Source organism: Cupriavidus sp. SK-4, from assembly GCF_000611125.1.
In the GTDB taxonomy this organism is placed as follows: domain Bacteria; phylum Pseudomonadota; class Gammaproteobacteria; order Burkholderiales; family Burkholderiaceae; genus Cupriavidus; species Cupriavidus necator.
In genome coordinates this window covers 58,349-80,797 of sequence record NZ_JFJW01000172.1, presented here as the reverse complement: position 1 = coordinate 80,797, position 22,449 = coordinate 58,349, and the positions used below count along the sequence as shown (strand labels likewise).

19 protein-coding genes are annotated in these 22,449 nt (G+C 69.6%); 18 read left to right on the top strand and 1 reads right to left on the bottom strand.

Annotated elements, in window-relative coordinates; all coding sequences use genetic code 11:
- Positions 1-6: 6 nt before the first annotated feature.
- The 18 genes from tssH to CF68_RS32675 all read left to right on the top strand — a co-directional run bounded on the left by tssH (position 7) and on the right by CF68_RS32675 (position 21,867).
- Positions 7-2,727: a type VI secretion system ATPase TssH gene (gene tssH / locus CF68_RS32760; protein WP_035827247.1), complete on the top strand. Its 2,721-nt coding sequence runs from the start codon at positions 7-9 to the stop codon at positions 2,725-2,727.
- A 3-nt stretch (positions 2,728-2,730) separates the two neighbouring features.
- Positions 2,731-4,632 carry a type VI secretion system tip protein TssI/VgrG gene (gene tssI / locus CF68_RS32755; RefSeq protein ID WP_063832610.1) on the top strand — a complete coding sequence of 634 codons (1,902 nt, stop codon included), beginning with the start codon at positions 2,731-2,733 and terminating at the stop codon, positions 4,630-4,632.
- A 16-nt stretch (positions 4,633-4,648) separates the two neighbouring features.
- Complete coding sequence (locus tag CF68_RS32750; RefSeq protein ID WP_063832609.1) at positions 4,649-5,353, top strand: toxin-antitoxin system YwqK family antitoxin; 705 nt, start codon at positions 4,649-4,651, stop codon at positions 5,351-5,353.
- A gap of 2 nt (positions 5,354-5,355) precedes the next feature.
- Positions 5,356-5,742 carry a DUF4280 domain-containing protein gene (locus CF68_RS32745; RefSeq protein ID WP_035827243.1) on the top strand — a complete coding sequence of 129 codons (387 nt, stop codon included), beginning with the start codon at positions 5,356-5,358 and terminating at the stop codon, positions 5,740-5,742.
- Positions 5,743-5,759: 17 nt separating this feature from the next.
- A complete protein-coding gene (locus CF68_RS32740) occupies positions 5,760-6,020 on the top strand; it encodes a hypothetical protein (protein WP_035827282.1) in 261 nt (86 codons plus the stop codon).
- 20 nt (positions 6,021-6,040) lie between these two features.
- The gene (locus tag CF68_RS32735) at positions 6,041-7,012 is read left to right on the top strand and encodes an ABC transporter substrate-binding protein (protein ID WP_051591800.1); all 972 of its coding nucleotides are present in this window, start codon (positions 6,041-6,043) and stop codon (positions 7,010-7,012) included.
- A gap of 50 nt (positions 7,013-7,062) precedes the next feature.
- Positions 7,063-8,343, top strand: coding sequence for a dicarboxylate/amino acid:cation symporter (locus CF68_RS32730; protein ID WP_369798934.1), 1,281 nt, complete (start codon positions 7,063-7,065; stop codon positions 8,341-8,343).
- Between the two features lie 32 nt (positions 8,344-8,375).
- On the top strand, positions 8,376-9,077 hold the full coding sequence (locus CF68_RS32725; RefSeq protein WP_035827242.1) for an aspartate/glutamate racemase family protein: 702 nt from the start codon (positions 8,376-8,378) through the stop codon (positions 9,075-9,077).
- Entirely contained in the window at positions 9,074-10,534 is a 1,461-nt protein-coding gene (locus tag CF68_RS32720) for a dicarboxylate/amino acid:cation symporter (RefSeq protein ID WP_035827240.1), read from the top strand. The genes CF68_RS32725 and CF68_RS32720 overlap by 4 nt, the downstream gene beginning before the upstream one ends.
- Positions 10,535-10,566: 32 nt before the next feature.
- Positions 10,567-11,067: a hypothetical protein gene (locus CF68_RS32715; RefSeq protein ID WP_035827239.1), complete on the top strand. Its 501-nt coding sequence runs from the start codon at positions 10,567-10,569 to the stop codon at positions 11,065-11,067.
- A 45-nt stretch (positions 11,068-11,112) separates the two neighbouring features.
- A complete protein-coding gene (gene tssK / locus CF68_RS32710; RefSeq protein WP_035827238.1) occupies positions 11,113-12,441 on the top strand; it encodes a type VI secretion system baseplate subunit TssK in 1,329 nt (442 codons plus the stop codon).
- Positions 12,442-12,467: 26 nt separating this feature from the next.
- Positions 12,468-13,220, top strand: coding sequence for a DotU family type IV/VI secretion system protein (locus CF68_RS32705; protein ID WP_035827237.1), 753 nt, complete (start codon positions 12,468-12,470; stop codon positions 13,218-13,220).
- A gap of 37 nt (positions 13,221-13,257) precedes the next feature.
- Positions 13,258-17,391 carry a type VI secretion system protein gene (locus tag CF68_RS32700; protein ID WP_035827234.1) on the top strand — a complete coding sequence of 1,378 codons (4,134 nt, stop codon included), beginning with the start codon at positions 13,258-13,260 and terminating at the stop codon, positions 17,389-17,391.
- Positions 17,388-18,485 (top strand): type VI secretion system protein TssA, encoded by a 1,098-nt coding sequence (tssA, locus tag CF68_RS32695; protein WP_035827233.1) that lies wholly within the window; start codon positions 17,388-17,390, stop codon positions 18,483-18,485. Before CF68_RS32700 ends, tssA begins: the two co-directional genes overlap by 4 nt.
- Positions 18,486-18,615: 130 nt before the next feature.
- Complete coding sequence (locus CF68_RS32690) at positions 18,616-19,293, top strand: alpha/beta hydrolase (RefSeq protein ID WP_035827232.1); 678 nt, start codon at positions 18,616-18,618, stop codon at positions 19,291-19,293.
- Between the two features lie 51 nt (positions 19,294-19,344).
- Complete coding sequence (locus CF68_RS32685) at positions 19,345-20,967, top strand: ATP-binding protein (RefSeq protein WP_035827231.1); 1,623 nt, start codon at positions 19,345-19,347, stop codon at positions 20,965-20,967.
- 58 nt (positions 20,968-21,025) lie between these two features.
- On the top strand, positions 21,026-21,619 hold the full coding sequence (locus tag CF68_RS32680) for a sigma-70 family RNA polymerase sigma factor (RefSeq protein ID WP_035827230.1): 594 nt from the start codon (positions 21,026-21,028) through the stop codon (positions 21,617-21,619).
- A 41-nt stretch (positions 21,620-21,660) separates the two neighbouring features.
- Positions 21,661-21,867 carry a zf-HC2 domain-containing protein gene (locus CF68_RS32675; RefSeq protein WP_035827229.1) on the top strand — a complete coding sequence of 69 codons (207 nt, stop codon included), beginning with the start codon at positions 21,661-21,663 and terminating at the stop codon, positions 21,865-21,867.
- 52 nt (positions 21,868-21,919) lie between these two features.
- On the opposite strand, the gene CF68_RS32670 is transcribed toward CF68_RS32675, so the two are convergent.
- The gene (locus CF68_RS32670; RefSeq protein ID WP_035827228.1) at positions 21,920-22,264 is read right to left on the bottom strand and encodes a hypothetical protein; all 345 of its coding nucleotides are present in this window, start codon (positions 22,262-22,264) and stop codon (positions 21,920-21,922) included.
- Positions 22,265-22,449: the final 185 nt, after the last annotated feature.

The window sequence follows — 22,449 nt, the reverse complement described above, 5'->3', positions numbered from 1 at the left end:
ACAAACATGGACATCGATATCCGCACGCTGCTCAGCCGCCTCAATCCCGAGTGCCGGCATGCCATGGAGCAGGCCGCCCAGCTTTGCGTCCGGCAGACGCACTACAGCGTCGACGTCGAGCACCTGCTGCTGCAATTGCTGGAAGGCGGCGCCACGGACCTGCAGGCGATCCTTGTGCACTTCGACCTGGCGCCCGCGCAAGTGGCGTCGCAGCTGCAAAAGGCGATCGACGGCTTCAAGCGCGGCAACGGGCGCACGCCGGCGCTGTCGCCCAACTTCTCGCCGCTGTTCCAGGAAGCCTGGCTGCTCAGTTCGATGCTGCTCGGCGAGCAGCAAGTGCGCGCCGGCACGCTGCTGCTGGCGCTGCTGGAGGTGGAAAGCCTGCGCGGCATGCTGGTGGAATCGGCACCGGCGCTGCTGCGGATTCCGCGCGCGGCGCTGCGCGAGGCCCTGCCGGCGCTGCTGGGGGCGTCCGCCGGTGGCGGCGGGCCCGGAGCCGATGCGATGCCGGCAGCGGCCGCCACGGCGGCGTTCGGCATGCCGCAGCGCGGACCCGGCAGCGGGCAGGCATCGGCGCTGGAGCAGTTCACGGTCGACCTGACTGCGCTGGCGCGAGCCGGCGCGATCGATCCGGTGCGCGGGCGCGACAGCGAAATCCGGCAACTGGTCGACGTGCTGCTGCGCCGCCGCCAGAACAACCCGATCCTGACCGGCGAGGCCGGCGTGGGCAAGACCGCGGTGGTCGAAGGCTTTGCCCAGCGCATCGTCACCGGCGACGTGCCGCCGGCGCTGCGCCAAGTGTCGGTGCGCTCGCTGGACCTGGCGTTGCTGCAGGCCGGCGCCGGCGTCAAGGGGGAGTTCGAGAACCGGCTCAAGTCAGTGATCGCCGAGGTGGCGGCCTCGCCGGTGCCGGTGATCCTGTTTATCGACGAAGCGCACCAGCTGATCGGCGCCGGCGGCAGCGAAGGGCAGGGCGATGCCGCCAACCTGCTCAAGCCCGCGCTGGCGCGCGGCGAGTTGCGCACCATTGCCGCGACCACCTGGGCCGAGTACAAGAAGTACATCGAGCGCGACCCAGCGCTCGCGCGCCGCTTCCAGATCGTCAAGGTGGACGAGCCGGCCGAGGCCGCAGCCGTGGACATGCTGCGCGGCATGGTGCGCAAGCTTGAAGCGCACCACGGCGTGGAGATCCTCGACGACGCCGTGCGCGACGCGGTCAAGCTGTCGCACCGCTATGTCTCGGGCCGGCAGTTGCCCGACAAGGCCATCAGCGTGCTCGACACCGCCTGCGCCCGCGTGGCGGCGGCGCAGAGCGGTGTGCCCGAGGCGATTGAAGCGCTTGGGCGCGCCATCGAAAGCGCCGAGAACCAGCTGCGCATCCTGCGCCACGAGGCCGCCACCGGCACCGGGCGCGCCGACGAGATCGCTGCCGTCACGCGCCAGCGCGACGAAGCCCGGGCGCAGCACGCGCGGCTCAGCGACAAGCTCGCCACCGAGAAGCTGGCCGTCGAGGAAATCCTGGCCTGGCGCCGCAGGATCGCGGCGTTCCTTGAGCAGGAGAGCCAGGCCGAGGCCGGAGCCGACGGTGCGGCGAGGAATGAGGACGACGACAACGCCGACAGCGCGGAGTCGCTGGGCGCCAGTCTCGCGCGCCTGGAAAAAGGCCTGGAGGCGGTGCAGAACGATGAGCCGATGGTGCCGGTATGCGTGGACTCGGCCGCGGTGGCCGAGGTCATTTCGGGCTGGACCGGTGTCCCGGTCGGCCGCATGCTGGCCGACGAACTGCACACGGTGCTGTACCTGCAGGACAAGCTGGGCGAGCGCGTGGTGGGCCAGGACGAGGCCCTCGACGCGATCGCGCGCCGCATCCGCACGTTCCGCGCCGATCTGGATGACCCGGGCAAGCCGGTGGGCGTGTTCCTGCTGGTCGGCCCGAGCGGCGTCGGCAAAACCGAGACCGCGCATGCGCTGGCCGACCTGCTCTACGGCGGCGAGCGCAACATGATCACGGTCAACATGTCGGAGTTCCAGGAGGCCCACAGCGTGTCGGGCCTGAAGGGCGCGCCGCCGGGCTACGTGGGCTACGGTCGGGGCGGCGTGCTGACCGAGGCCGTGCGCCGCCGCCCGTACAGCGTGGTGCTGCTCGACGAGATGGAGAAGGCGCATCCCGACGTGCTGGAGCTGTTCTTCCAGGTCTTCGACAAGGGCGTGATGGAAGACGGCGAAGGCGTGCCGATCGATTTCCGCAACACGGTGATCCTGCTGACGTCGAACGCGGCGCAGGATGTGATCACCGAGGCGTCGCGCGGCGGCCGGCGCCCGCCGCCGCAGGAACTGGTCGAGAAGCTGCGCCCCGCGCTGCTCAGGCAGTTCAGCCCGGCGTTCCTGGCGCGCCTGGTGCTGGTGCCGTACTACCACCTGGGCGATGCGCAGATCCGCAATATCGTCGACCTCAAGCTCACCCGGCTGGCGCAACGCTTCGCGCGCAACCACAACGCGCGCCTGAGCTGGGACGAGGCACTGGCGCAGGCGATCACGCAGCGCTGCACCGAGGTCGACAGCGGCGCGCGCAATGTCGACCATATCCTGACCCAGTCGGTGCTGCCGGAACTGGCGCGGCGCGTGCTGGAGCAGCTGTCGATCTCGGAGCCGTTCGGCGGCGTGCATCTCTCGCTCGACACCGGCGGCGGCGTGGCGTTCCGCTTCCTGCCGCAAGAGGGGCGCTGACGCATGATCCCGACACAGGCCACCCAGGCCGGCAGCTTCGCGACACTGGCCACGCCGTTTGGCGGCGACGTGCTGCTGCTCGATGGCTTTGCCGGGCGCGAGGCAATATCCGAGCTGTTCCGCTTCAGCCTGCGCATGCGCTCGGCGGACAAGGCGCTCGACCCGGGCCGCATCGTGGGCCAGCGCCTTACCGTCACGCTGCGGCACCCGGGCGGTGCGCCCCGCTACCTGAACGGCATCGTCACGCGCTTTGCCCACACCAGCGCGGACCACAACCACGGCTTCTACACCGCGGAACTGGCGCCGCGGCTGTGGCTGCTGACCCTCGGGCGCGATCGCACCATCTACCAGAACCTGTCCGCGCCGCAGATCATCCGCCGCGTGCTGCAGTCCTTCGACGTGGCGTTCGAGGCCCGCATCACGGACACGCGCTACCCGGTGCGCGAGTACTGCGTGCAGTACGACGAAAGCCCGTTCGACTTCATCTCGCGGCTGATGGAGGAGGAAGGCATCTTCTATTTCTTCACGTTCGCGGACGGCGCACACACCATGGTGCTGGCCGACAGCCCGTCGGCCCACCCGCCCGGCGCGCACTGCGCCGACCTGGCGATGCACGACATGGAGCGCCCGCAGGCCGGCGCGGCGCGGATGCTCGCCTTCGGCATGGCGCGCCAGCTTGGCGCCGCAACGCAGGTGCTGGCTGACTACGACTACCTGCAGGCCCGGACCTCGCAGGGCACCGCCCAAGCCGGCGCGGCGCCGGTGGCGCAGCAGTACGTGTTTCCAGGCCGGCACAAGGATGCCGCCGACGCCAGCCGCAAGGCCGCGATCCGGGTCGGTGCGCAGCAGGCCCAGGCGCAGACGGGCATGGGCGAGAGCGCTTGCCACCACCTGGCCGCGGGCATCCGCTTCACGCTGCATGGCCACGTCAATCCCGCGCTCGATATTGCCTACGTGGTGCGCGCGGTGGAGCATGCCTGGGGCGGCGATGCCTATGGCAATGCCGTGTCGGTGTTGCCGTTGTCGGTGCCATTCCGCGCACCGCCCAGCACCCCGCGGCCGCTGGTTGCCGGCACGCACACTGCCACCGTGGCCGGGTCCCAGGGCGAAGAGATCTGGACCGATGCGCATGGCCGCATCAAGCTGAAGTTCCACTGGGACCGTGCGCCCGGCGCCAACCAGGACAGCTCATGCTGGGTCCGCGTGGCGCAGGCCTGGGCCGGCGCCGGCTGGGGCCACCTGTTCCTGCCGCGCGTGGGGCAGGAGGTGGTGGTCAGCTATGTCGATGGCGACCCGGACCGGCCGCTGGTGACCGGCAGCGTCTACAACGGCCAGTCCGGCGTACCGGTGCCGCTGCCGGCGATGCAGACGCAGAGCGTGATCCGTTCGCGCGCATCGAAGGGCGGGTCGGCCGGCAATGAGCTGCGCATGGAAGACAAGGCCGGTGCCGAGGAGCTGTTCCTGCGCGCCCAGCGCGCCATGACGGTTTCGGTGGAAGACACCTTGTCCACCACGGTGGAGGCGGGCGGCGAATCGCACCTGGTCAAGGCCGGCGACCTTGCGCTGGAGGTGCGGTCCGGCAATGAAACGCACAAGGTGAGCGGCACGCGCCAGGTCAAGGCGGACGGCGACGAGACCCACACCAGCGGCGCTGCATTCGCGCACGACGTTGGCGGCAACTACAAGCTCACGGTGACCGGCAACCTTGTGATCGAGGTCGGCGGATCGATCGCCTTCAAGGCGGGAACCTCGCTGCAGTGCGAGGCCGGCACCACGCTGAGCAGCAAGGCCGGCACCACCTTGAGCAACGAAGCCATGATGGTCAGGCAGAAGGCGTCGGCCGCGCAGACGGTGGAAAGCGGCGGCATGCTCGAACTCAAGGGCGCCCTGGTGAAACTGAACTGAGCCGCGGAACAGAGCCATGACATTAACTGCCCCGACGCCGCCCGATCCAGGACCCGCCATGGCCGAGGCTTATGACGGCGATGGCCGCCTGGTGTCGCGCGTGCCGCTGGCCGACGGGCGCCCGCACGGCAGGTTCGAGTGTTTCCACCCGGATGGCTCGCTGCGCCTGGATGCGGAATACGAGCATGGCGAACTGGCGGGGCTGCTGCGTGCCTATGCCGCCGATGGCAGCCTCGAGTACGAAGCGCACTACGCCGGCGGCCGGCTGCACGGCATCAGCGCCACCTACCGCAACGGCCGGCTGGAGACGCGCCAACTGTACGCGGATGGGCAGCTCGCGGGCGAGAGCGTGTGCTACGCGCCGTCCGGCGACGTCACCGCGCGCTGCGTCTACCGGCAGGGCCGGCTCGAGGAAGAGGCCGTCTATGCGCATGAGGGCGCGGTGGTGCGCCGCAGCCGCTACCGCGCCGGCAGGCTAGAGGGCGAGACCCGTGAGTACGGCGCAGGCGGCACGCTGGCGCAGTCGCTGCCGTACCGCAACGGCCTGCTGCACGGCATGGCGCGCAGGTTCGACCCGGAAGGCGAGGTCAGCGCCGTGCGCAGCTACGCCGACGGCAAGCCCCGGGGCGACTGGCAGGCGATCGCACCCGCCGATGGCGAGGATGGCGGGGCCGTTCCCGCCGGCTTTGCACAGCGTCTCGAACGCTGGCTGAGGGGTTAGGCATGGCCTTGCAGGTCACCATGGGCGCGACCATGCAGTGCAGCTTCGGGCTGGCGCCGTCCAGCCTGGTCGTGCTGCCGCTGGGCCGCGTGCTGGCCGGCACCGGTGCGGCCAGCGTGATGGACCACCTGCCGATGGTGAATGTCCCGCCCTTCGGCATGTGCAACTGCCTGGGTAACCCGCAGGTGGCCGCGGCCACCGCCGCGGCGCAGGGCGTGCTGACACCAATGCCGTGCGTGCCGGCGACGTCGGCGCCGTGGCTGCCGGGCGCGCCGACCGTGCTGATCGGCGGCGCGCCGGCGCTGCAGGACAGCTCGAAACTGATGTGCGCATGGGGCGGCGTGATCCAGATCGTCGCGCCGGCGCAGGCCACCGTAATGACGCCCTGATGACCGCTGAGGCAAGCATGACCTACGTATTCTCGATGAGCTCGCGCATGGTGACCATCGCCGTGACCTGCGCGGTGCTGCTGTGCGCGCTGCTGTTCGTGATGGGCGTGGAGATCGGCGCCCGCCTGGGGCGGCCTGGCGTGCCCCAGCGCGCGGATGCCGCACCTGTGGCCGTGGCGCCCGCGGCCACGGCCGATGCCATGCAGCCCGCCGCCACCCAGGCACCCGCCATTGCCGTTGGCCTTGCCGCGGCTCCGGGCGCGCCCTCGACTCCCTGAAACATGAACCGTTTGACGCCATGTCGCTGACTCCTGTCCCTGATTCCCGCCGCGCGGCAACACGCGCGTGGCGCTGGCTGGCGCGCGCCCTCGCGGGCGCCGCGCTTGCCCTGCCGGCCGCTGGCCATGCGCAGGCCACCTACACGCCGGCACCGGCCCACCCGGCGGCATCGTTTGCCGTGCAGGGCGGGATGCCGGAAGGCGCCCCTGGGCCAGTCTCCACGCCGAACGGACTGGTGCTGATGCCGGACGGACGCCTGATGGCGCCGGAGTTCGCCCGCATCGCCAGCCGCGGGGAACTGGTGATCGCGGTGCTGAAGGTGGACCAGCCCCCGTTCTTCCAGGAGCGCAACGGCGAGCTGAGCGGGCTCGATATCGACCTCGCGCGCGAGCTTGCGCGCAAGCTCAACGTGCGGGTGCGCTTCAACCGCGACGCCACCACCTTCGACGGGGTGGTCAAGCTGCTGGCGCAGGGGCAGGCCGACGTGGCCATCAGCAAGCTGTCGCGCACGCTGCCGCGCATGCAGATCATCAGCTTCAGCACACCTTACCTGCGGCTGAACCGCGCGCTGCTGCTCAATCGCGTCAAGTTCGCGCAGATGGCACGCGGCCGGCCGGTGCCGGAGGTGATCCGCGCCTATGACAGCTCGATCGGCGTGGTCGGCAATTCGTCGTACTCGGAGTATGTGGTGAACAATTTCCCCAAGGCCTACGTCACGGCTTATCCAACCTGGGATGAAGCCCTGAAGGCGCTGAACGACGGCCGCGTCGCCGCGGTGTACCGCGACGAGTTCGAGGTCAAGCGCGTGCTCAAGGCGGATCCGACCGCGGCGCTGCGCCTGCGCGTGGTGACGCTGCAGGATCTTGAAGACACGCTGGGCATCGCCGTCAATGTGTCGGCGCCGGCGCTGCTGGGCTTTGTCAACCAGTTCCTCGCCGAGCGGCCCAAGCGGCTCGAGGTGGCGGACGTGCTGCAGGCGGCCACGCGATGAGCGCGCCCGCCATGAAGCCGGGCGCGGCCCAGGCACAGCGCGCCGCGTCCATGAAGCTGGATGCCGGCAAGCTCTACGCCATTGCCCTCAATCCGTGGGTGGTGATCGGCAGCCTGGCGCTGGGCGGCGCCACCGGGCTGCTCTGGCCCGCGCTGGCCCGGCATCTGGGCGTGGTGGGCGATGTCTACGTGGACCTGCTCAAGATGACCACGCTGCCGTTCATGGTATCGGCGGTGATCTTCAGCCTGCAGCGGCTGTTCCGCGACGGCGGGGCCTCGCGGCTGATGATCCGCGTGGTGACGGTGTTCGTCGGCGCGTCGCTGCTGGTGGCGCTGGTGTCGGCACTGGTGCTGATCGTGATGCGCCCGGGCAGCAACCTGTCGAGCGCAACCATGGAGACCTTCGGCGCGATGGTGGGCAGCGATGCCAGGTCCAGCGATACGGTGATGAACCTCTACGGCGAGGATATCCAGGAGAAGTCGCTGAGCCTGTCCGAAGTCCTGACCAGCCTGATCCCGACCAACATCTTTGCCGCGCTCGCCAATGGCGACGCCCTCAAGGCCCTGGTGTTCGCGCTGATGTTCGGCCTGGCCGTGGGGCGCGTGCCCGAGCGCATTTCGATCGGGCTGAGCCTGTCGCTGGAGACGGTCTATCACGCCTGCCAGAAGCTGATGCACTGGCTCAGCTATCCGCTGCCCGTGATCCTGTTCTGCATGAGCGCGGCGCAGCTGGGCAAGTCCGGCCTGGAACCGCTGCAGGCAATGATGCAGTTCGTGCTGGCGTTCTCCATTGCGTCGGTGCTGCTGCTGGCGCTGGCGGTCGGGATCATCTGGAAGCGCTCCAACCAGAGCCTGGGCGCGACGCTGGACGCGCTGCGCTCGCCGTTTGCGCTGGCGCTGGCCACACGCAACAGCGCAGCCTGCATGCCCAGCATGATCGAGTGCCTGGTCGACCGGCTCGGCTTTGCCCGGGTGCGCGTGGAACTGCTGGTGCCGCTGGCGATCTCGCTGCTGCGCGTGGGGCCGATGGTCTATTACGTCTGCGCCACGCTGTTCATCGCGCAGCTCTACGGCCACCCGCTGGGCCTGGTCGATATCGCCACGGTGCTGCTGGCCTCGGTGCTGGCGGGCTTTGCCTCGGCCGGCATGACGGGCCTGGTGATCGTTTCGCTGGTCGGCATGACCTGTGCCTATCTTGGCCTGCCGTTCGAGGCCGCATTCATTCTTTTCCTTGCCGTCGACCCGGTCTGCGACATGCTGCGCACGCTGATCCTGGTGGTCGGCAATACCGCGGCGGTGTCGGTGATCTGCCCGCGGCCGCTGAAGCTTTAGGGTCGGTTCATATGAACAACGGAAGTACTGGCATGACCATGATCGGGGTGCTGGGCGGCATGGGGCCGCTGGCGACGGTGGATTTCCTTGATCGCGTGGTACGGCTCACCGATGCCGCGCGTGACCAGGACCACCTGCCGATGGTGGTGGCGCACCTGCCGCAGACCCCGGACCGCTCGCGCTCGATCCTGGCTGGCGACGCCTTGCCGCTGCCCTACCTGCTGCGCGGCATCGAGCTGCTCAACCGCAACCAGGTGGGGCTGGTGGTGATCCCCTGCAATACCTCGCACCACTGGTATGCGCAACTGAGCGCGCACAGCGCGGCGCCGATCCTGCATATCGCGCAGACCTGCGTGGCGGCCCTGCCTGCCGATACCGGCAGCGTGGCCATCCTGGCCACGCGCGGTGCGCTGGCCTCGGGCATCTACCAGGAAGCGCTAGGCGCGCGCGGGATCGGGGCGGTGGTGCCGCCGGAGCCGGTGCAGCTGCAGGTCGATGCCTGCATCCGGGCGGTCAAGGCCGGCGCCCTGGACCAGGCCGGCGAGGCGCTCGGCAGCGCGCTGGCGCGGATCGCGGCGCTCGGCGTCGGCGCCGCGATCATGGGCTGCACGGAAATTCCGGTGGCGGCCCGCGGCCTGGCCGCGCCGCCGGTCATGCTGGTCGACAGCACCAATGAGCTGGCACGGGCGACGGTGGCGTTCGCGCTGGCGCGCGGCTGGAACAAGGCCGCATGAAAGCCCTGAACTGGCTCTCGCACAGCGTGCCCGGGCTGCTCCTGTGCCTGGTGGCGGGCGCGCTCGCCGGCACGGTGGCTGGGCCGCTGGGCCGCTTTGCATGGCTGGTAGGACAGCTCTACCTGTCGGTGGTGAACATGGCCGCGGTGCCGCTGCTGGTGGTGGCCACCTTCTTCGGCCTGCGCCAGGTGCTGGCGCTGCCGCGCGCCGGGGCGCGTTTCGGCGCCATCATCGGCACGGCTGCCGGGGTGGTGGGCGCGTGCGCGCTGGCCGGCGCGCTGGCGGGGGTGCTGACGGCGCCGGGCGCGGAACTCTCTGCCCAGGCCAGCGAGAAGCTTGGCGCGCTGATCCTCAGCGGCGTGGCCGATGGCGGCGAGGTGCGCGTGGACCTGCATGGCAAGGCCGGGGCCGAGGCGGATACGGGCAAGCCACCGCACGCGATCGCGGACATCATTCCCGACAACTTCTACCGCGCACTGGCGCATGGCCAGACGCTGGGCGTGCTCACCGGCACGCTGCTGTTCGGGCTTGCCTTCGCGGCGCTGTCGCGCGAGCAGACCGGGATGCTGAGCAATGTATTCGAAGGGATCTACCGCACCTTCGAGCAGATCATCGCCCATGCCAACTTGCTGATCCCGGTGCTGGCATTCGGGCTGGCCGCGCATCTGTCGATGCATGCCGACCGCGCCACCATGGGCGCGATGGCCGGGGTGCTGGTCACGTTCCTGATGCTCTGCCTGCTGCTCAGCGGGGTGGCCGCGGCCGCGATTGCCGCCTGCGCGCGGCTGCCGTTCGCGCAGGTGGTGACCGAGCTGAATGGCTCCATGCTGGTCGGCCTGGCCTCAGGCAGCGCCACCGCGCCGATCCCGCACACGATCGAAGCCATGAGCGCGCGGCTCGGTTTTCCGCGCGGGCTGGTGGAGCTGGTGGTCCCCCTGGGCGCGGTCTTCGTGCGCGGGGGCTCGGCGCTGTACTTCGCGCTGGTCACGGTGTTCGTCGCCAACCTGTACGGGCGCCCCGTGGGCGCCGGCGACGTGGCATGGATCGCGATGGCCGCCACCATTGCGGCCTGGCTCTCGGCGGGGCAGGGCGGCCTGGGAACGATCGCCTATGCGGGCGTCGCGCTGTCGGTGCTGCAGTTGCCGGCGGAGGCAGCCGCGGTGCTGCTGCTGGCGATCGACCCGATCTGCGACGGCCCGCGCAATGCCCTGAGCCTGGTCTGCACCTGCGCGGTGATTGCGCTGGTGTCGGTGGGCCTGCCGATGGAGCGCGTCGCGGCGCAGCGGACGGAGGGCGCGGATGCGCGCGCCGGCGTGCCGGGCCCACGGCTGCCCGCCGCACAGGCCGCGGCGGTGCGGCTGGTGCTGACGCGCGCGCAACTGGCGCTGGCCAGCGCCTGTGCGCTGCTGGCCGCGCTGCTGATCGTGCTGATGGGCATCGGGGTGGGTGCGAAATGATGCCGCATCCGCAACCACGAAGGAGTCTGAAGATGACGACGCCCGTCCATGTCTTGTCCCTGCGCCGCGCCGGCACGCTGCTGGTGGCGGCTGCGCTCGCTGGCCTGCTCGGGGGCTGCGCGGCCTCTTCATGGCTGGGCTTCAAGGGGGACAAGGTCAAATGGAAGCAAGTCACGCTGACGGCGGCGGCGGATGCCAACGGCAACAGCCCGGTGGCCGTCGACGTGGTGCTGGTCAGCGACGAGGCCCTGCAGGCCCGGCTGGCGGACCTGCCCGCGGCCAAGTGGTTTGCCGGGCGCAGCGACCTGGGCAGCACCTATCCGAGCGGGCTGCGCTATCGCAGCTGGGAACTGGTGCCCGGCCAGCGGCTGGACGTGCCGGCCGAAGACCTGGAGGGGCCGCGCGTTGCCGCGGCCTATGTGTTCGCCAACTACCAGGCGCCGGGCGCGCATCGCGCCCGCGTCGAGCAATTCAACGGCACGCTTGCCGTGCAGCTCGACAGCGCCGCCTTTACCGTGCTTGTGACCAAATGAACCTGTTTTTCCCTGCCACGGCCGCGTACGGCCCGGGAGCCCCCCATGTCTGAGCGCGCGCTGCCGGTCGATCGGGTTGAATGGCATGAAGGCATGCTGCTGGCGCCCCAGCATCTCCAGCTGCTGGCCGGGCGGCTCGATTCGCTGGTGGCGTGGCAGACGCTGGCGGCGGCGCCGTTTGGCTGGGGCGTGCGCCGGCTGGAGTTCGACGCCGGGCTGCTGCCGGCGGGCGTGGTGCGCGTGCTGCAGCTTGAAGCCATCATGCCGGACGGCACTGCCGTGTCCTACGCGCGCGACGATGCCCGCCAGCCGCCGCTGGAGCTGGCGCTCGAACCATTTGCCGACGCGCTTGCCGGCGGCATGCTGGCGCTTTACCTGACGTTGCCGGTGGTGGCTGCCAACCGCAAGGACGGGCAGGTGCGGCGGTTCCGCTCGGTGGCGGGCGCGCCGGTGGAGGACGAGGTGTCCGAGGCGCCGCCCGCCGACATCCCGCGCCTGCTGCCAAGCCTGGCACTCGACGCCGGCGCCAGGCCGTCGCCGCTCCATGTGTCGCTGTGCCTGGGCGCGGTCTACAAGGACAACGAGATCGTGCGGCTCGGCGACCGCCTGCCGCCATTGCTGGAGGTGGCACGCGGCAGCGCGCTATGGACGGCGGTGGCGTCGCTGGTGGCACAGCTGCGCGGCAAGGCCGCGTTCGTGGCCAAGCAGACCGCGATCCCGTCGTCCCGGGCGGACGACCGCTTGACCCAGCTGGAACTGAAGGACCGCTTGCGCAGCCTGGTCAGCGCGCTGCCGCTGCTGGAGGCGGTGTTGCGCACGCCGCATCTGCACCCGCTTGCACTCTACCTGGCGCTGGCCTCGGTGCTGGGCTCGCTCAGCCTGCTCAAGCCGGGCGGCCTGCCGCCGGTGCCGGACGACTATGACCACGCCGACCCGATGGCCGTGTTCACGCCGCTGCTGCGCGCGCTGCGCGAGACCCTGGCCGAGGTCAGCGAAGAGTACCGCGAGCACAAGTTCGAGTTCCGCCACGGCGCGTTCGACATCGTGCTGCAGCCGGACTGGATCGGCGAGCGCCTGGTGGTGGGCCTGCGCGGGCAGTCAGAGCGCGACCTGCTGGCGTGGATGTCGGGCGCGGTGGTGGGCTCGCAGTCGGTCTACCCGTCGCTGCGCACGCGGCGCGTGCTGGGCGCGGTGCGCCGTGTGGTCGAGCATGCCGAGGACCTAGGGGTGCGTTCCGGCTCGGGTTACCTGTTGTTCGAGATCGAGGCCGATCCCGCGCTGGTCCATGCCAACGAGGCGATGGTGATCGGCAATCCCAATGAAGGCGCCAGCGTGCAGCGGCCGCAGGAAATGCTGCTGTTCGTCAAGGGCTGACGGCGGACTATCAAGGCAAACAGACTATGGCGCGCTACCGACCGGAAACCGAGGAAGACGATCTTGCCACCGGGCAGTTCCGGGCGTTCCTGGATGAGCTCGTCAAGATGCAGGAGCGGCTCTCCGAACAACCCGATCTGAGCGGCGAAGCGGCCGCGCAAGGCATGAACCGCCAGCTGCTGAACCTGCTGGAAGTGCAGACGCTGCAATCGCGGCGCGACAGTTCGCGCTTTGAGATGGAGGACGTGGCCGATGCCCGCTACCTGAAGGCGGTGCTCGCCGATGAAATCCTGCTGAACGCCGATTGGGCCGGCCGCGCCGCCTGGCACGGGCATCTGCTCGAATCGACGCTGTTTCGCACCAACGTGGCCGGCGACCAGGTGTTTCGCCGCATCGAGCAGCTGCTGCTGGACCGCGAGCCGTCACGCCGCAACCTGGCGCGGCTGTACCTGTTCACGCTCGGGCTTGGCTTCCAGGGGCGGTTTCGCGGCGCCGATGCCGAAGCGCGGCTGCGCAGCCTGCGCGAGGAACTGTATGAGTTCATCTACCAGCGCCGGCCAGACCTGGGCGGACGCGAGCGCGTGCTCAGCGAACCCGCCTACGCCCACACGCTCTCGCATATCGCGCCGCGCAAGCTGCCGACGCTGACGCGCTGGACGGTGGTGTTCCTGCTGGGCCTGGCCACCCTGCTGGCGCTGTCCGAGGTGACGTGGCTGTGGCAATCCTGGCCGGTGCGCGAAGCGCTGCGGGCCGACACCGTGGCCGGAGGCACGCCATGACGCGCCGGCAGCCCATCCAAGCCCGGGGGGCAGGCGCATGCTGACCAGCAACCTGTTTCTGATTTCGATCGGCGTGCTGACGCTGGTGGCGCTGGCCGTGCTGGGCGCGGTGCTGTATTTCGCTGCGCAGCGGGCCCGCGCCAAGCCGTCGGCCGAGCGCAAGATCGTGCGCCTGCGCACCGATTCCCTGCGCACCGCGTTCCGCCAGGCGATCGAGCTGGTCGAGGGGAATATCGCCTCGCGCGCCGAGCGCTACAACATTCCCTGGATCCTGGTCCTGAATGAAGGCGAGGATGCGCGGCCGCTGCCGATCGCGCAGTCCGGCGTGGCCAGCGTGCTGAGCTCCGACGCTGCCAATGCGGCCGCCACGCAGGGGATTTCGTGGCACTTCTTTGACCGCGGCGTGGTCATCGACATCAATGCGGCCTATCTGGGCTCGCCAGACGACGATACCGATGAAAAGCCCTGGGACGAGTTCCTCGGCCTGTGCCGCGGCTATCGCCCGCAACGGCCCTTCGACAGCGTGGTGGTGACGGTGCCGGCGGCGATGCTGCTGGCCGACGACACCGACGCACAGCTTGAGCTGGTGCGCCGGGCCAAGCTGGCCCACCGGCGGCTATGGCTGGCGCAGAACCGCTTTGCGGTGCGTTTCGCGGTCTATGTGGTGGTGACGGGCTGTGAGTCGCTGCCGGGCTTCGCGCACTTTGCGCGCGCGCTGCCGGAGCCGATGCGCGCCAGCATGCTGGGCTGGTCCTCGCCGTACGACCTGTCGGCCACCTACCAGTCGGGCTGGATCGATGCGGCCATGTCGGGCGTGGTGCGCACGGTGTCGGACGGTGTCGCCGAGCTGCTGGCGATGGGGGCGCAGGAGGTGGATGCCTGCCAGTCGCTGCTGCTGCCGGCGCGCATCGAAGCCATGCGTGGCCAGCTCACGCGCTATGTCGACGAGCTGTTGCGGCCCAGCGCCTATCACGAGCCCTTCTATCTGCGCGGCGTCTACCTGACCGGCGACAGCGGCGAGCTGGCGGCGCATGCGCCGGCCTTCGCTGCGCCGCGCCTGCGTGCGGCGCAGCCTGACGCACTGGCGCCAGAGGATGCGCACGCGCCGGAGCTGGCGCCGGCAGCCAGCGCCAGCTCATCCGCCGACCTGCTCAACGAGCTGATGCGGCAACCGGCGTTCCTGCGCGACCTGTTCGAGAAGAAGATCTTCCTGGAGTACGGGCTGACGCGGCCGTCGCGCTCGCAGCAGCTGGCGCGGCCGCTGGTGCACCGTGCGCTGCGCTGGGGCGGCATGGCCGTGCTGTGCGCGTGGGGCGGGGGACTGATGGTCGCGGCATGGCAGATGGGACATCGCCATACCGAACTGCTGGCCGCGCTTGGCGAGCTGCGTGCCGGCGCGCAGCAGCGCGCGCTGGCCGCGCAGCGCGGCCAGGACCTGCCGCCGGACTGGTACCGGCGCCAGGCGCTGGGGCTGATCGCGATGAACCAGCGCCTGAGCGCGCAGTCGGTCTCGTCCTGGTTCATGCCGGGCTCGTGGGCCTTTATCGACGACCTGGACGGGCGCGTGCACGATCGCTTCCAGCGCGCCTTCGGCGAGATCGCGCTAGACACCATCGATCGCGAACTGCTGGCCCGCGTCGATATGCTGACGGGCGTGGGGCGCGACCCGAGCACCGGCCAGCTGATCATCGGCGACAGCTGCCTGGCGCCGCCGGGTGCACGGGGCGAGGCCCTGCCGCCGCGCAGCCTGGCGCTGGAAGACATGCCGGAGATGCGCGCGCTGCAGCAGTACGTTGCCGCGGTCGACCAGTTCGACGCGGCGCTGCAAGCGCTGCACCGGCTGGAAACGCCGCAGCCTGGCAACGCCGATGCGCTGCGGCTGGTGGTGCGCTATGCGCTGGGGGCGGAGTTGCAGGGCGAGGTCTCGGGCAGCCTGCCGTATTTCCAGCGCGACCCTGGCAAGGGGCGTGGTGCCGCAAGCCTGGCAACCGGCGGCAGGGCACTGACCGCGCTGGTGCCGCCCTTGCGCTGCACCTTCGACAAGGGCGCGCGCCAGCTCGACCAACGGCTCTTCAACAACAACCCGCTGCTGGTGGCAGAGCGGGCAGTCAGGTCCAGCCTCGGCGAACTGGCCGGCGGGGCCAATGCCGGCAGTGGTTTCAACCGGGTCCTGGCCGACTACCGCGGCATCGTCGCGGCGATCGGCACGCAGCAGGAACTGCTGGCGTCCGGCAAGGGCGGCTGGATCAGGCAGCCTCAGTTCGCCACGGGCACCGTCTACGCACGTACGCTGGCGCAGGCCGCGCAGAACCGGCTGCTCGGCGAAGACATGGCGGCCGCTGCGCGCGCGCGCTCGGAAAACGGCTTCCAGGCCTTCACCGGCGAGCTGGCGCAGCGCTTCAGCGGACCCGACAGCGGCATCGCGTGGCAGGACAAGGACGGCCGTTTCGTGGTCACGGCCGAGCGGCTGGCCTTGCGCGACCGGCTTGCCGCCCTGCTGAACCAGCCGTTCATGGCGCCGCCGCGCGACCTGGCGCTGCCGTCGGTGCCGGCCGGGTCGGCGGTGCTGTGGGATCGCCAGCAGCTTGACCAGGCCATCGCACTGGGCGACATGCGCAAGCGCTTCCTTGACGAAGGGCTCGCGGGCCTGCCAGGCCCCTGGCGCGATGCGATTGCGCAGAACGTGGACCAGCAGTTTGCGCGGCTGGTAACCGACCAGGCCGCGACCGCGGCAATCCTGGCGCCGCTGCAGGCCGATGGCGGCAGCGCCGGCTTCGAGGCTGCGCTGGGCCGTATTGCGCGCATCAAGACCATGCTGGGCGAGATGCATGCCATGTCGCGCGTGGATGACCTCGATGCGCTGGTCTCGCGCGACGCGCTGGCGCGGCTGCGCGCCGTGGACGAGCTGCTGCAGCAGTCCGAGCTGTACGCGATCCGGCAGGGCAGCGCCGGCGACGGGGCCCGTGCGCCGCGCTCGCCGGTGCTGACGGCGTTCGGGCTGAACGACGCTGCGGCGCTGGGACCGTACCTGGACCAGCAATCGGCGCGTGCGCAGGCGCTGGGCCGCGAGGCCGCGGTGTATCTTGCCGCGCTCTCGCCCGCCGACGCCGGCTCCGGCCTGGCGTTGCGCTGGCAGGCGCTGAACCGCGACCTGGAGCGCTATCGGCTCAAGAACCCGAACAGCCGGCTGCTGATGCTGGAGCAGTTCGTGCAGGCCGCGGCGGCCGAGTCCGGCCAGGGCGTCTGCCTGGCGCGCTTTGCGGCGCGGCCGGCCGGCGGCGATGACTATTTTGCCGCGCTGCACGTGCGCCTGTACGACGGCCTGCTCGCGCGCTGTGCGCAAGGCTATTTTGCCGACCTGCAGCGGCAGTGGGACGGGTTCTCGGCCACGTTCAATGAACGGCTGGCGGGGCGCGCGCCGTTTGGCGGCGCCGCGCAGGGCGGTAGCGCCAATGCCAGCGAGGTGCGCACGGCGGACTATGCCGAGCTGGGCCGCGTGCTCAAGCGCTATGAACCGCTCTCGGCCACGTACCGGGCCGCGCGTGGCGACGGGCCGCTCAGGAATATCGCGTCCGGCGTGCCGGTGCACCAGTTCATCGACAGCTTCGACCAGGTCAGGACGCTGCTTGCGCCACTGTATCCGGTCGAGGAGGGCGCGCCCGCGGGCTATGACGTGAGCGCGGAGTTCCGCGTCAACCGCGGCGCGGAACTGGCCGGCAACCAGATCATCGACTGGACCCTGACGATCGGCGGGCAGAGCCTGTCGATGCGCGATGCGCCGCGCTCGTTGCACTGGGACTACGGCAATCCGGTGACGCTGACGCTGCGCTTTGCCAAGGACTCACCGATGGTGGCGTTGCCTGACACTGAACAGCGCGCGCTGGCCGCCGACGGCAAGACCATGACCTGGCGCTTTGCCGACCCGTGGTCGCTCTTGTCGTTCATTGCGCGCCATCGCATCGCGGATCCGGGCGGGCGTGCCGACAGCACGGCGCAACTGCTGCGCTTTGACTTTCCGCTGGGCAGCGCCGCGCCGGATCTCACGGCGGCGCCCAGGCCGGTGCGCGGCCGCGTGTTCCTGCGCCTGGTGCTGACGGCCGCGGGCAAGAAGATGCCGCTGCCGTGGCCGCCAAGCTTTCCCACCCGGGCTCCTGAATGGACCAACCTATGACGACGCCAACGCAAGACCGCATCCTGGACGCGCAGGCACTGCTTGCGCCTGTGCCGGGCGACGATCCCGCGGGCGCTTCGCTGCGCTACGACCCGGTCTTTCGCGCCATCGCCGAAGCGCGGCAGCACGACGACGAGTCCTTGCCGATGGGGGAATGGGAGCGCCCGCTGGTCAAGGCTGACTGGAAACGCGTGGCCGCGCTCGCCAGCGAGGCGCTTGCCACGCGCAGCAAGGACTTCCAGCTGGCGGCATGGCTGTGCGAGGCGTGGACCCATCTGTACGGCACGGCCGGTTTTTGTGCCGGGGTGCGTTTGCTGGGGGCATTGGCGGACGCGTATTGGGATAGCGCATGGCCGCGCATGGAAGCCGACGATGCGGAGGCACGCTGTGCCCCGATCGCCTGGCTCAACGAGACCTTGCCGGCGGTGCTGGCGCTGCATGTCCCACTGCTGTCGCTGGCGGACGAGACGCCCCTGCCCATCACGCTGGACCTGTGGGAACGCAGCCTGGCGCCGGCCGATGACGACGACAGCCTGGGCCGTGAGGCGCTGCTGCGGCGCGCGCATCACGCGCCCGACCGCCCCCGGCTGGAAGCGTTGTGGCGCGACCTGCACGGCGCCAGCGCCGAATGGGCTGGTTTTGACCGGCGCATCGACGCGCTGCTGGGGGCGCAAGCGCCGAGCCTGGCGCGCGTAACGGACACGCTGGCGCGGCTGGTGCGGGCGGTGGCGGCGCTGCGCGGCGATGCAGCAGGCAGCGCCCACGGTGGCGAACCCGCCGCCACGGCGCCGGCACCGGCCGGTAGCAACGATCGCGTGGACGATCCCGAGCCGATGCCGGTCTTGCCCGCCGCGGGGCCGGGGCAGACCGCCATGCTGGCGCACGGCCGCATCGAGGACCGTGCGCACGCCTACCAGCTGATCCGGGACGTGGCCGACTACCTGGCGCGCCATGAGCCGCACAGCCCCACGCCTTACCTGCTGCGGCGCGCGGTGCGCTGGGGGCAGATGCCGCTGGCGGACCTGATGCAGGACATCCTGCGCGAGGACGGGGATATCGGGCGGTATTTCTCGCTGCTGGAGAACCAGGAATAGGGCAGGTGCAGGTTTGCTTTCCCTCTCCCGCTTGCGGGAGAGGGACGCGCTGTCGGTCGTCCGGAGCTTATCGCCATGCTTAGATATGTGATATACAATATATTACGTATGCATAACGCCTCCTGCCGCCATGCTCGATCCCTCGCTGTTCGGTCGCCTGTCGTTCACCCACGCGGATCCCGTTGACGGCCCGCTGCCGCCCGGGCGCAACCCGCTGGGCGTGGCAGCGGAGCGCGATGCCGTGCTGTTCGTGCCGGAAGGCCTGCCGGACGGTGCGCCGGTGCCGCTGCTGGTGATGTTCCATGGCGCAGGCGGGTTTCCGGAAAAGGTGCTGCCGCATATCGAGCCGCATGCGCAGCGCCACAAGTTCCTGGTGCTGGCGCCGCATTCGCTCTTCCCGACCTGGGACATTGTGATCGGCGGCAACGGCCCCGACCTGCAGCGGCTGCACCAGGCGCTGACCGCGGTGACTTCGCGCTACCGGGTCGACCCGGGCCGGCTTGCCTTTGCCGGCTTCTCGGACGGGGCCAGCTACGCGCTCTCGGTCGGCATCACCAACGGCGACATTGCCAGCCATGTGATTGCGTTCTCCGGCGGCTTCATGTCGGTGTTCATGCAGGAGGGCGCGCCCAGGGTGTTTGTCGCGCACGGGCTGGCCGACGAGCAGCTCCCGGTTGCGACTAGCGGCCGCGCCCATGCGGCCAGGCTGAAGGCCGCGGGCTACGACGTGCAGTACGTCGAGTTCGATGGCCTGCACGTGATCCATCCGCCCGTGGTCGAGCGCGCGATCGACTTCTTCCTGCAGTGAAACCCCGGCCGCTGGCCGGCGCGGCCATGCCATTCAACGGGAGTGCGGTACATGGATTTCGAGATTCCGGAGGCGCTGATCCATCCCCTGCTGGCGATGATCGAAACCGGGTCGCCGCTGGCGCGGCAGTTGCAGGAGCACGGCGTCTGCCACGGCAATATGCTGGTGTCGAGCAAGCTGTTCGATGCGCAGTCGCTGAACTCGCTCTACACGCTGAGCAAGACGCAAAACGAGCGCGCGCTGATGTTCCAGATGCTGGCGCTGGACAATGTCTACAACGCACCCCAGGCGCGCGTGATTCCGGGGCTGGACCAGCTGGTGGCGGGGCTGGCCGCCTACCTGTCGCGCGATGCCATCGACGGCTGGCTGTACCAGCGCAACCGCGACGGCGTGCTGCTGCCGTGGCTGGTGCGCCGGATGCGCTATGTGTCGCCCGAGCAGGGCATGCATTATGTGGTGGTGGACATGCTGGCCAACACCATGCAGTCGGCCAACTCCACGCTGACCGACCACCATCTGCGCCGCTCCGGCATGACCACGTCGATGGTGATCACCCACGACGACATCGCCAACCGCACCATCCCGGAGTTGCTGGCCGAGTTCGGCTTCTACAAGGAGTGTGCGGAATTCCGGCACGAATACGAGCAGCATGCGCAGCGCTTCGTGCGCTACCAGCGCCGCTTCGGCGCGCAGTTTGTCGCCACCCGCGCGGCGTTCTCGCTCGATGCCAAGGGACCTGCCGAGCTGACCCCGATCGCCGACGCCGCGGGCGCGCGCTGCGTGAATGATGAGGAACGGCTGGAGCGCCGCTTCGAAATGACCTGCGACCCGGCCTTCTGGCGCGATGCCGGGGTCAGGGAGGGCTTTGAGCGCGTGCCGCTGCATTGCTACGTGCATCTGTTCCACCTGGAGTGGCATCGCAATATCTGGGTGCACGTGCAGCACCTGTCCGAGTATCGCTACCAGCCGGCCCTGCGCGACAAGCTGGTCCTGCCTGCGCACCACCGTGACCTGATCGATATCCTGACCTCGCACATGGACATGCTGGTGCCGGACTTCGTGCCCGGCAAGTCCGGCGGCACCACCATCCTGTGCCAGGGCGCCCCAGGCCTGGGCAAGACGCTGACCGCGGAGGTCTACGCCGAGGTGGTGGGCAAGCCGCTCTACCGCGTGCATTCCGGGCAGCTGGGCACCACGGCCGCGTCGGTCGGTGCCACGCTGATGACGATCCTGCGCCGGGCCATGCGCTGGAACGCGATCCTGCTGCTGGACGAGGCCGACGTCTATATCCGCTGCCGCGACAACGACCTGGAGCACAACGCCATCGTCGCGGAATTCCTGCGCACGCTGGAGTACTTCAACGGCCTGCTGTTCATGACCACCAACCGCATCGGCGACGTCGACGATGCCATCCTGTCGCGCTGCATCGCCACCATCCACTACGAAACGCCGTGCAAGCAAGACGCCATGCGCCTGTGGCGCCTGCAGGCCGCGCAGTTCGGCGCGGACCTGGGCGACGGGCTGATCGATGCGCTGACCGCCGCCTACCCCAAGGCGAGCGGGCGCGACATCAAGGAGCTGCTGAAGCTGGCGACCCGCTATGGCAAGGCCAAGGGGATCCCGCTGTCGGAAGACGTGTTCCGGCTGTGCGGGCAGTTCCGCGGGATCGGGTAAGGCGCCGGCGCGCGGGTATCATGGAGCATCCGTCCAGGCAACCGCGCCCCGATCCCCGATGAGCCTCGACCCCGCCGAACTCCAGGTCATACGCCCCTACCTGCTGCGCTTTGCCCGCTTGCAGCTGCGCGACGAGGCGGTGGCCGAGGACGCCGTCTCGGAAACGCTGCTGGCGGTGCTGGAGCACCCTGAGCGCTTTGCCGGCCAGTCAACGCTGCGTACCTACCTGGTTGGCATCCTCAAGCACAAGATCATCGATACCCTGCGCAGCGGCAAGCGTGAGGTCAGGCTGGCGCTGGCCACCGATGCCGAGGGCCAGCCGCAATCCGACGACGACGCCTTCGACGCGCTGTTCACGCGCAACGGCCACTACCAGGACCCGCCGTCCGACTGGGGCAACCCGGAACGCGCCTTTGAGCGCCGCGAGTTTTTCGAGATCCTGCAGCTGTGCGTGGACCGCCTGCCGGAGCGCACCGGCCGGATCTTCATGATGCGCGAGTGGCTGGAGCTGGACACCGAAGAAATCTGTCAGCATTTGCAGATCAGCGCGACCAATGCCTGGGCGATGCTGTACCGCGCCCGCATGCGCCTGCGCGAATGCCTGGAACTGCACTGGTTCGGCCAGCGCGGCCGGCCCGGCAAAGCCGGTTGAGCCCGGTCCCCGCCCATGCAACGGATAAGCCACTGAGCAACATGCCAGATTCCCGTCCTTCCCGCCGCCTGCTGCCGAACTGCGAAGAGGTCCACCACCTCACCATGAAGAGCCTGGACCGGCCGCTGTCATGGGGCGAGCGGCTGCGCATGCGCGGCCACCTGGCGATCTGCGCCGCCTGCACCAGCTTCAGCGCCCAGATGCGGACCCTGCGCGAGGCCATGCACAGGCTGGGGCACGACGAATGACAAAAGGCCAGCGGATCCGCTGGCCTTCTTGCTGGCTGGGTGCCGGGATCGCTCAGGCGCGCGCGCCTTCGCCGTAGGGGTCGAAGCGGCCAGCGCGGCTGCCTTCGGTAAAGGTGTCGAAGCTGCGCGACGGCGATGCCGACACGCCGCTGCGGTCCAGCCCGGCCACCGTGCGGGCGCCGTCGACAAACGGATCGGCCTTGCCGGCGCGGGCGCCTTCCGTGAACACATCATGGCTGCGGAACTCATAACCATACTTGTCGCCGGGCACGGTGCTGCGGAAGCTGTAGCCGTACTTGTCGCCGGGCAGTTGCTCGGCGGCGGTGGCGGCTTGCGCGGCGCCCAGGGCTGCCAGCGACAGGAGCAGGGCGGTAGCGAGGCGGGTGGTCTTGGTCATGATGGTTCTCCTTAAGCTCGTTGAATTTGTCAGAAGGCTCTGCGTTGTGTGCGTGCCGTTCATGTACAGAACTATAGGAGTGCCATCGAGACGAAAGCAGGCCATTTGCCGGACAAGTTATTCAAAAAAATTGAATTAATGGGCGAGGGCGAAAACCACCCGTGGCATGACGCAAATGTAATGAC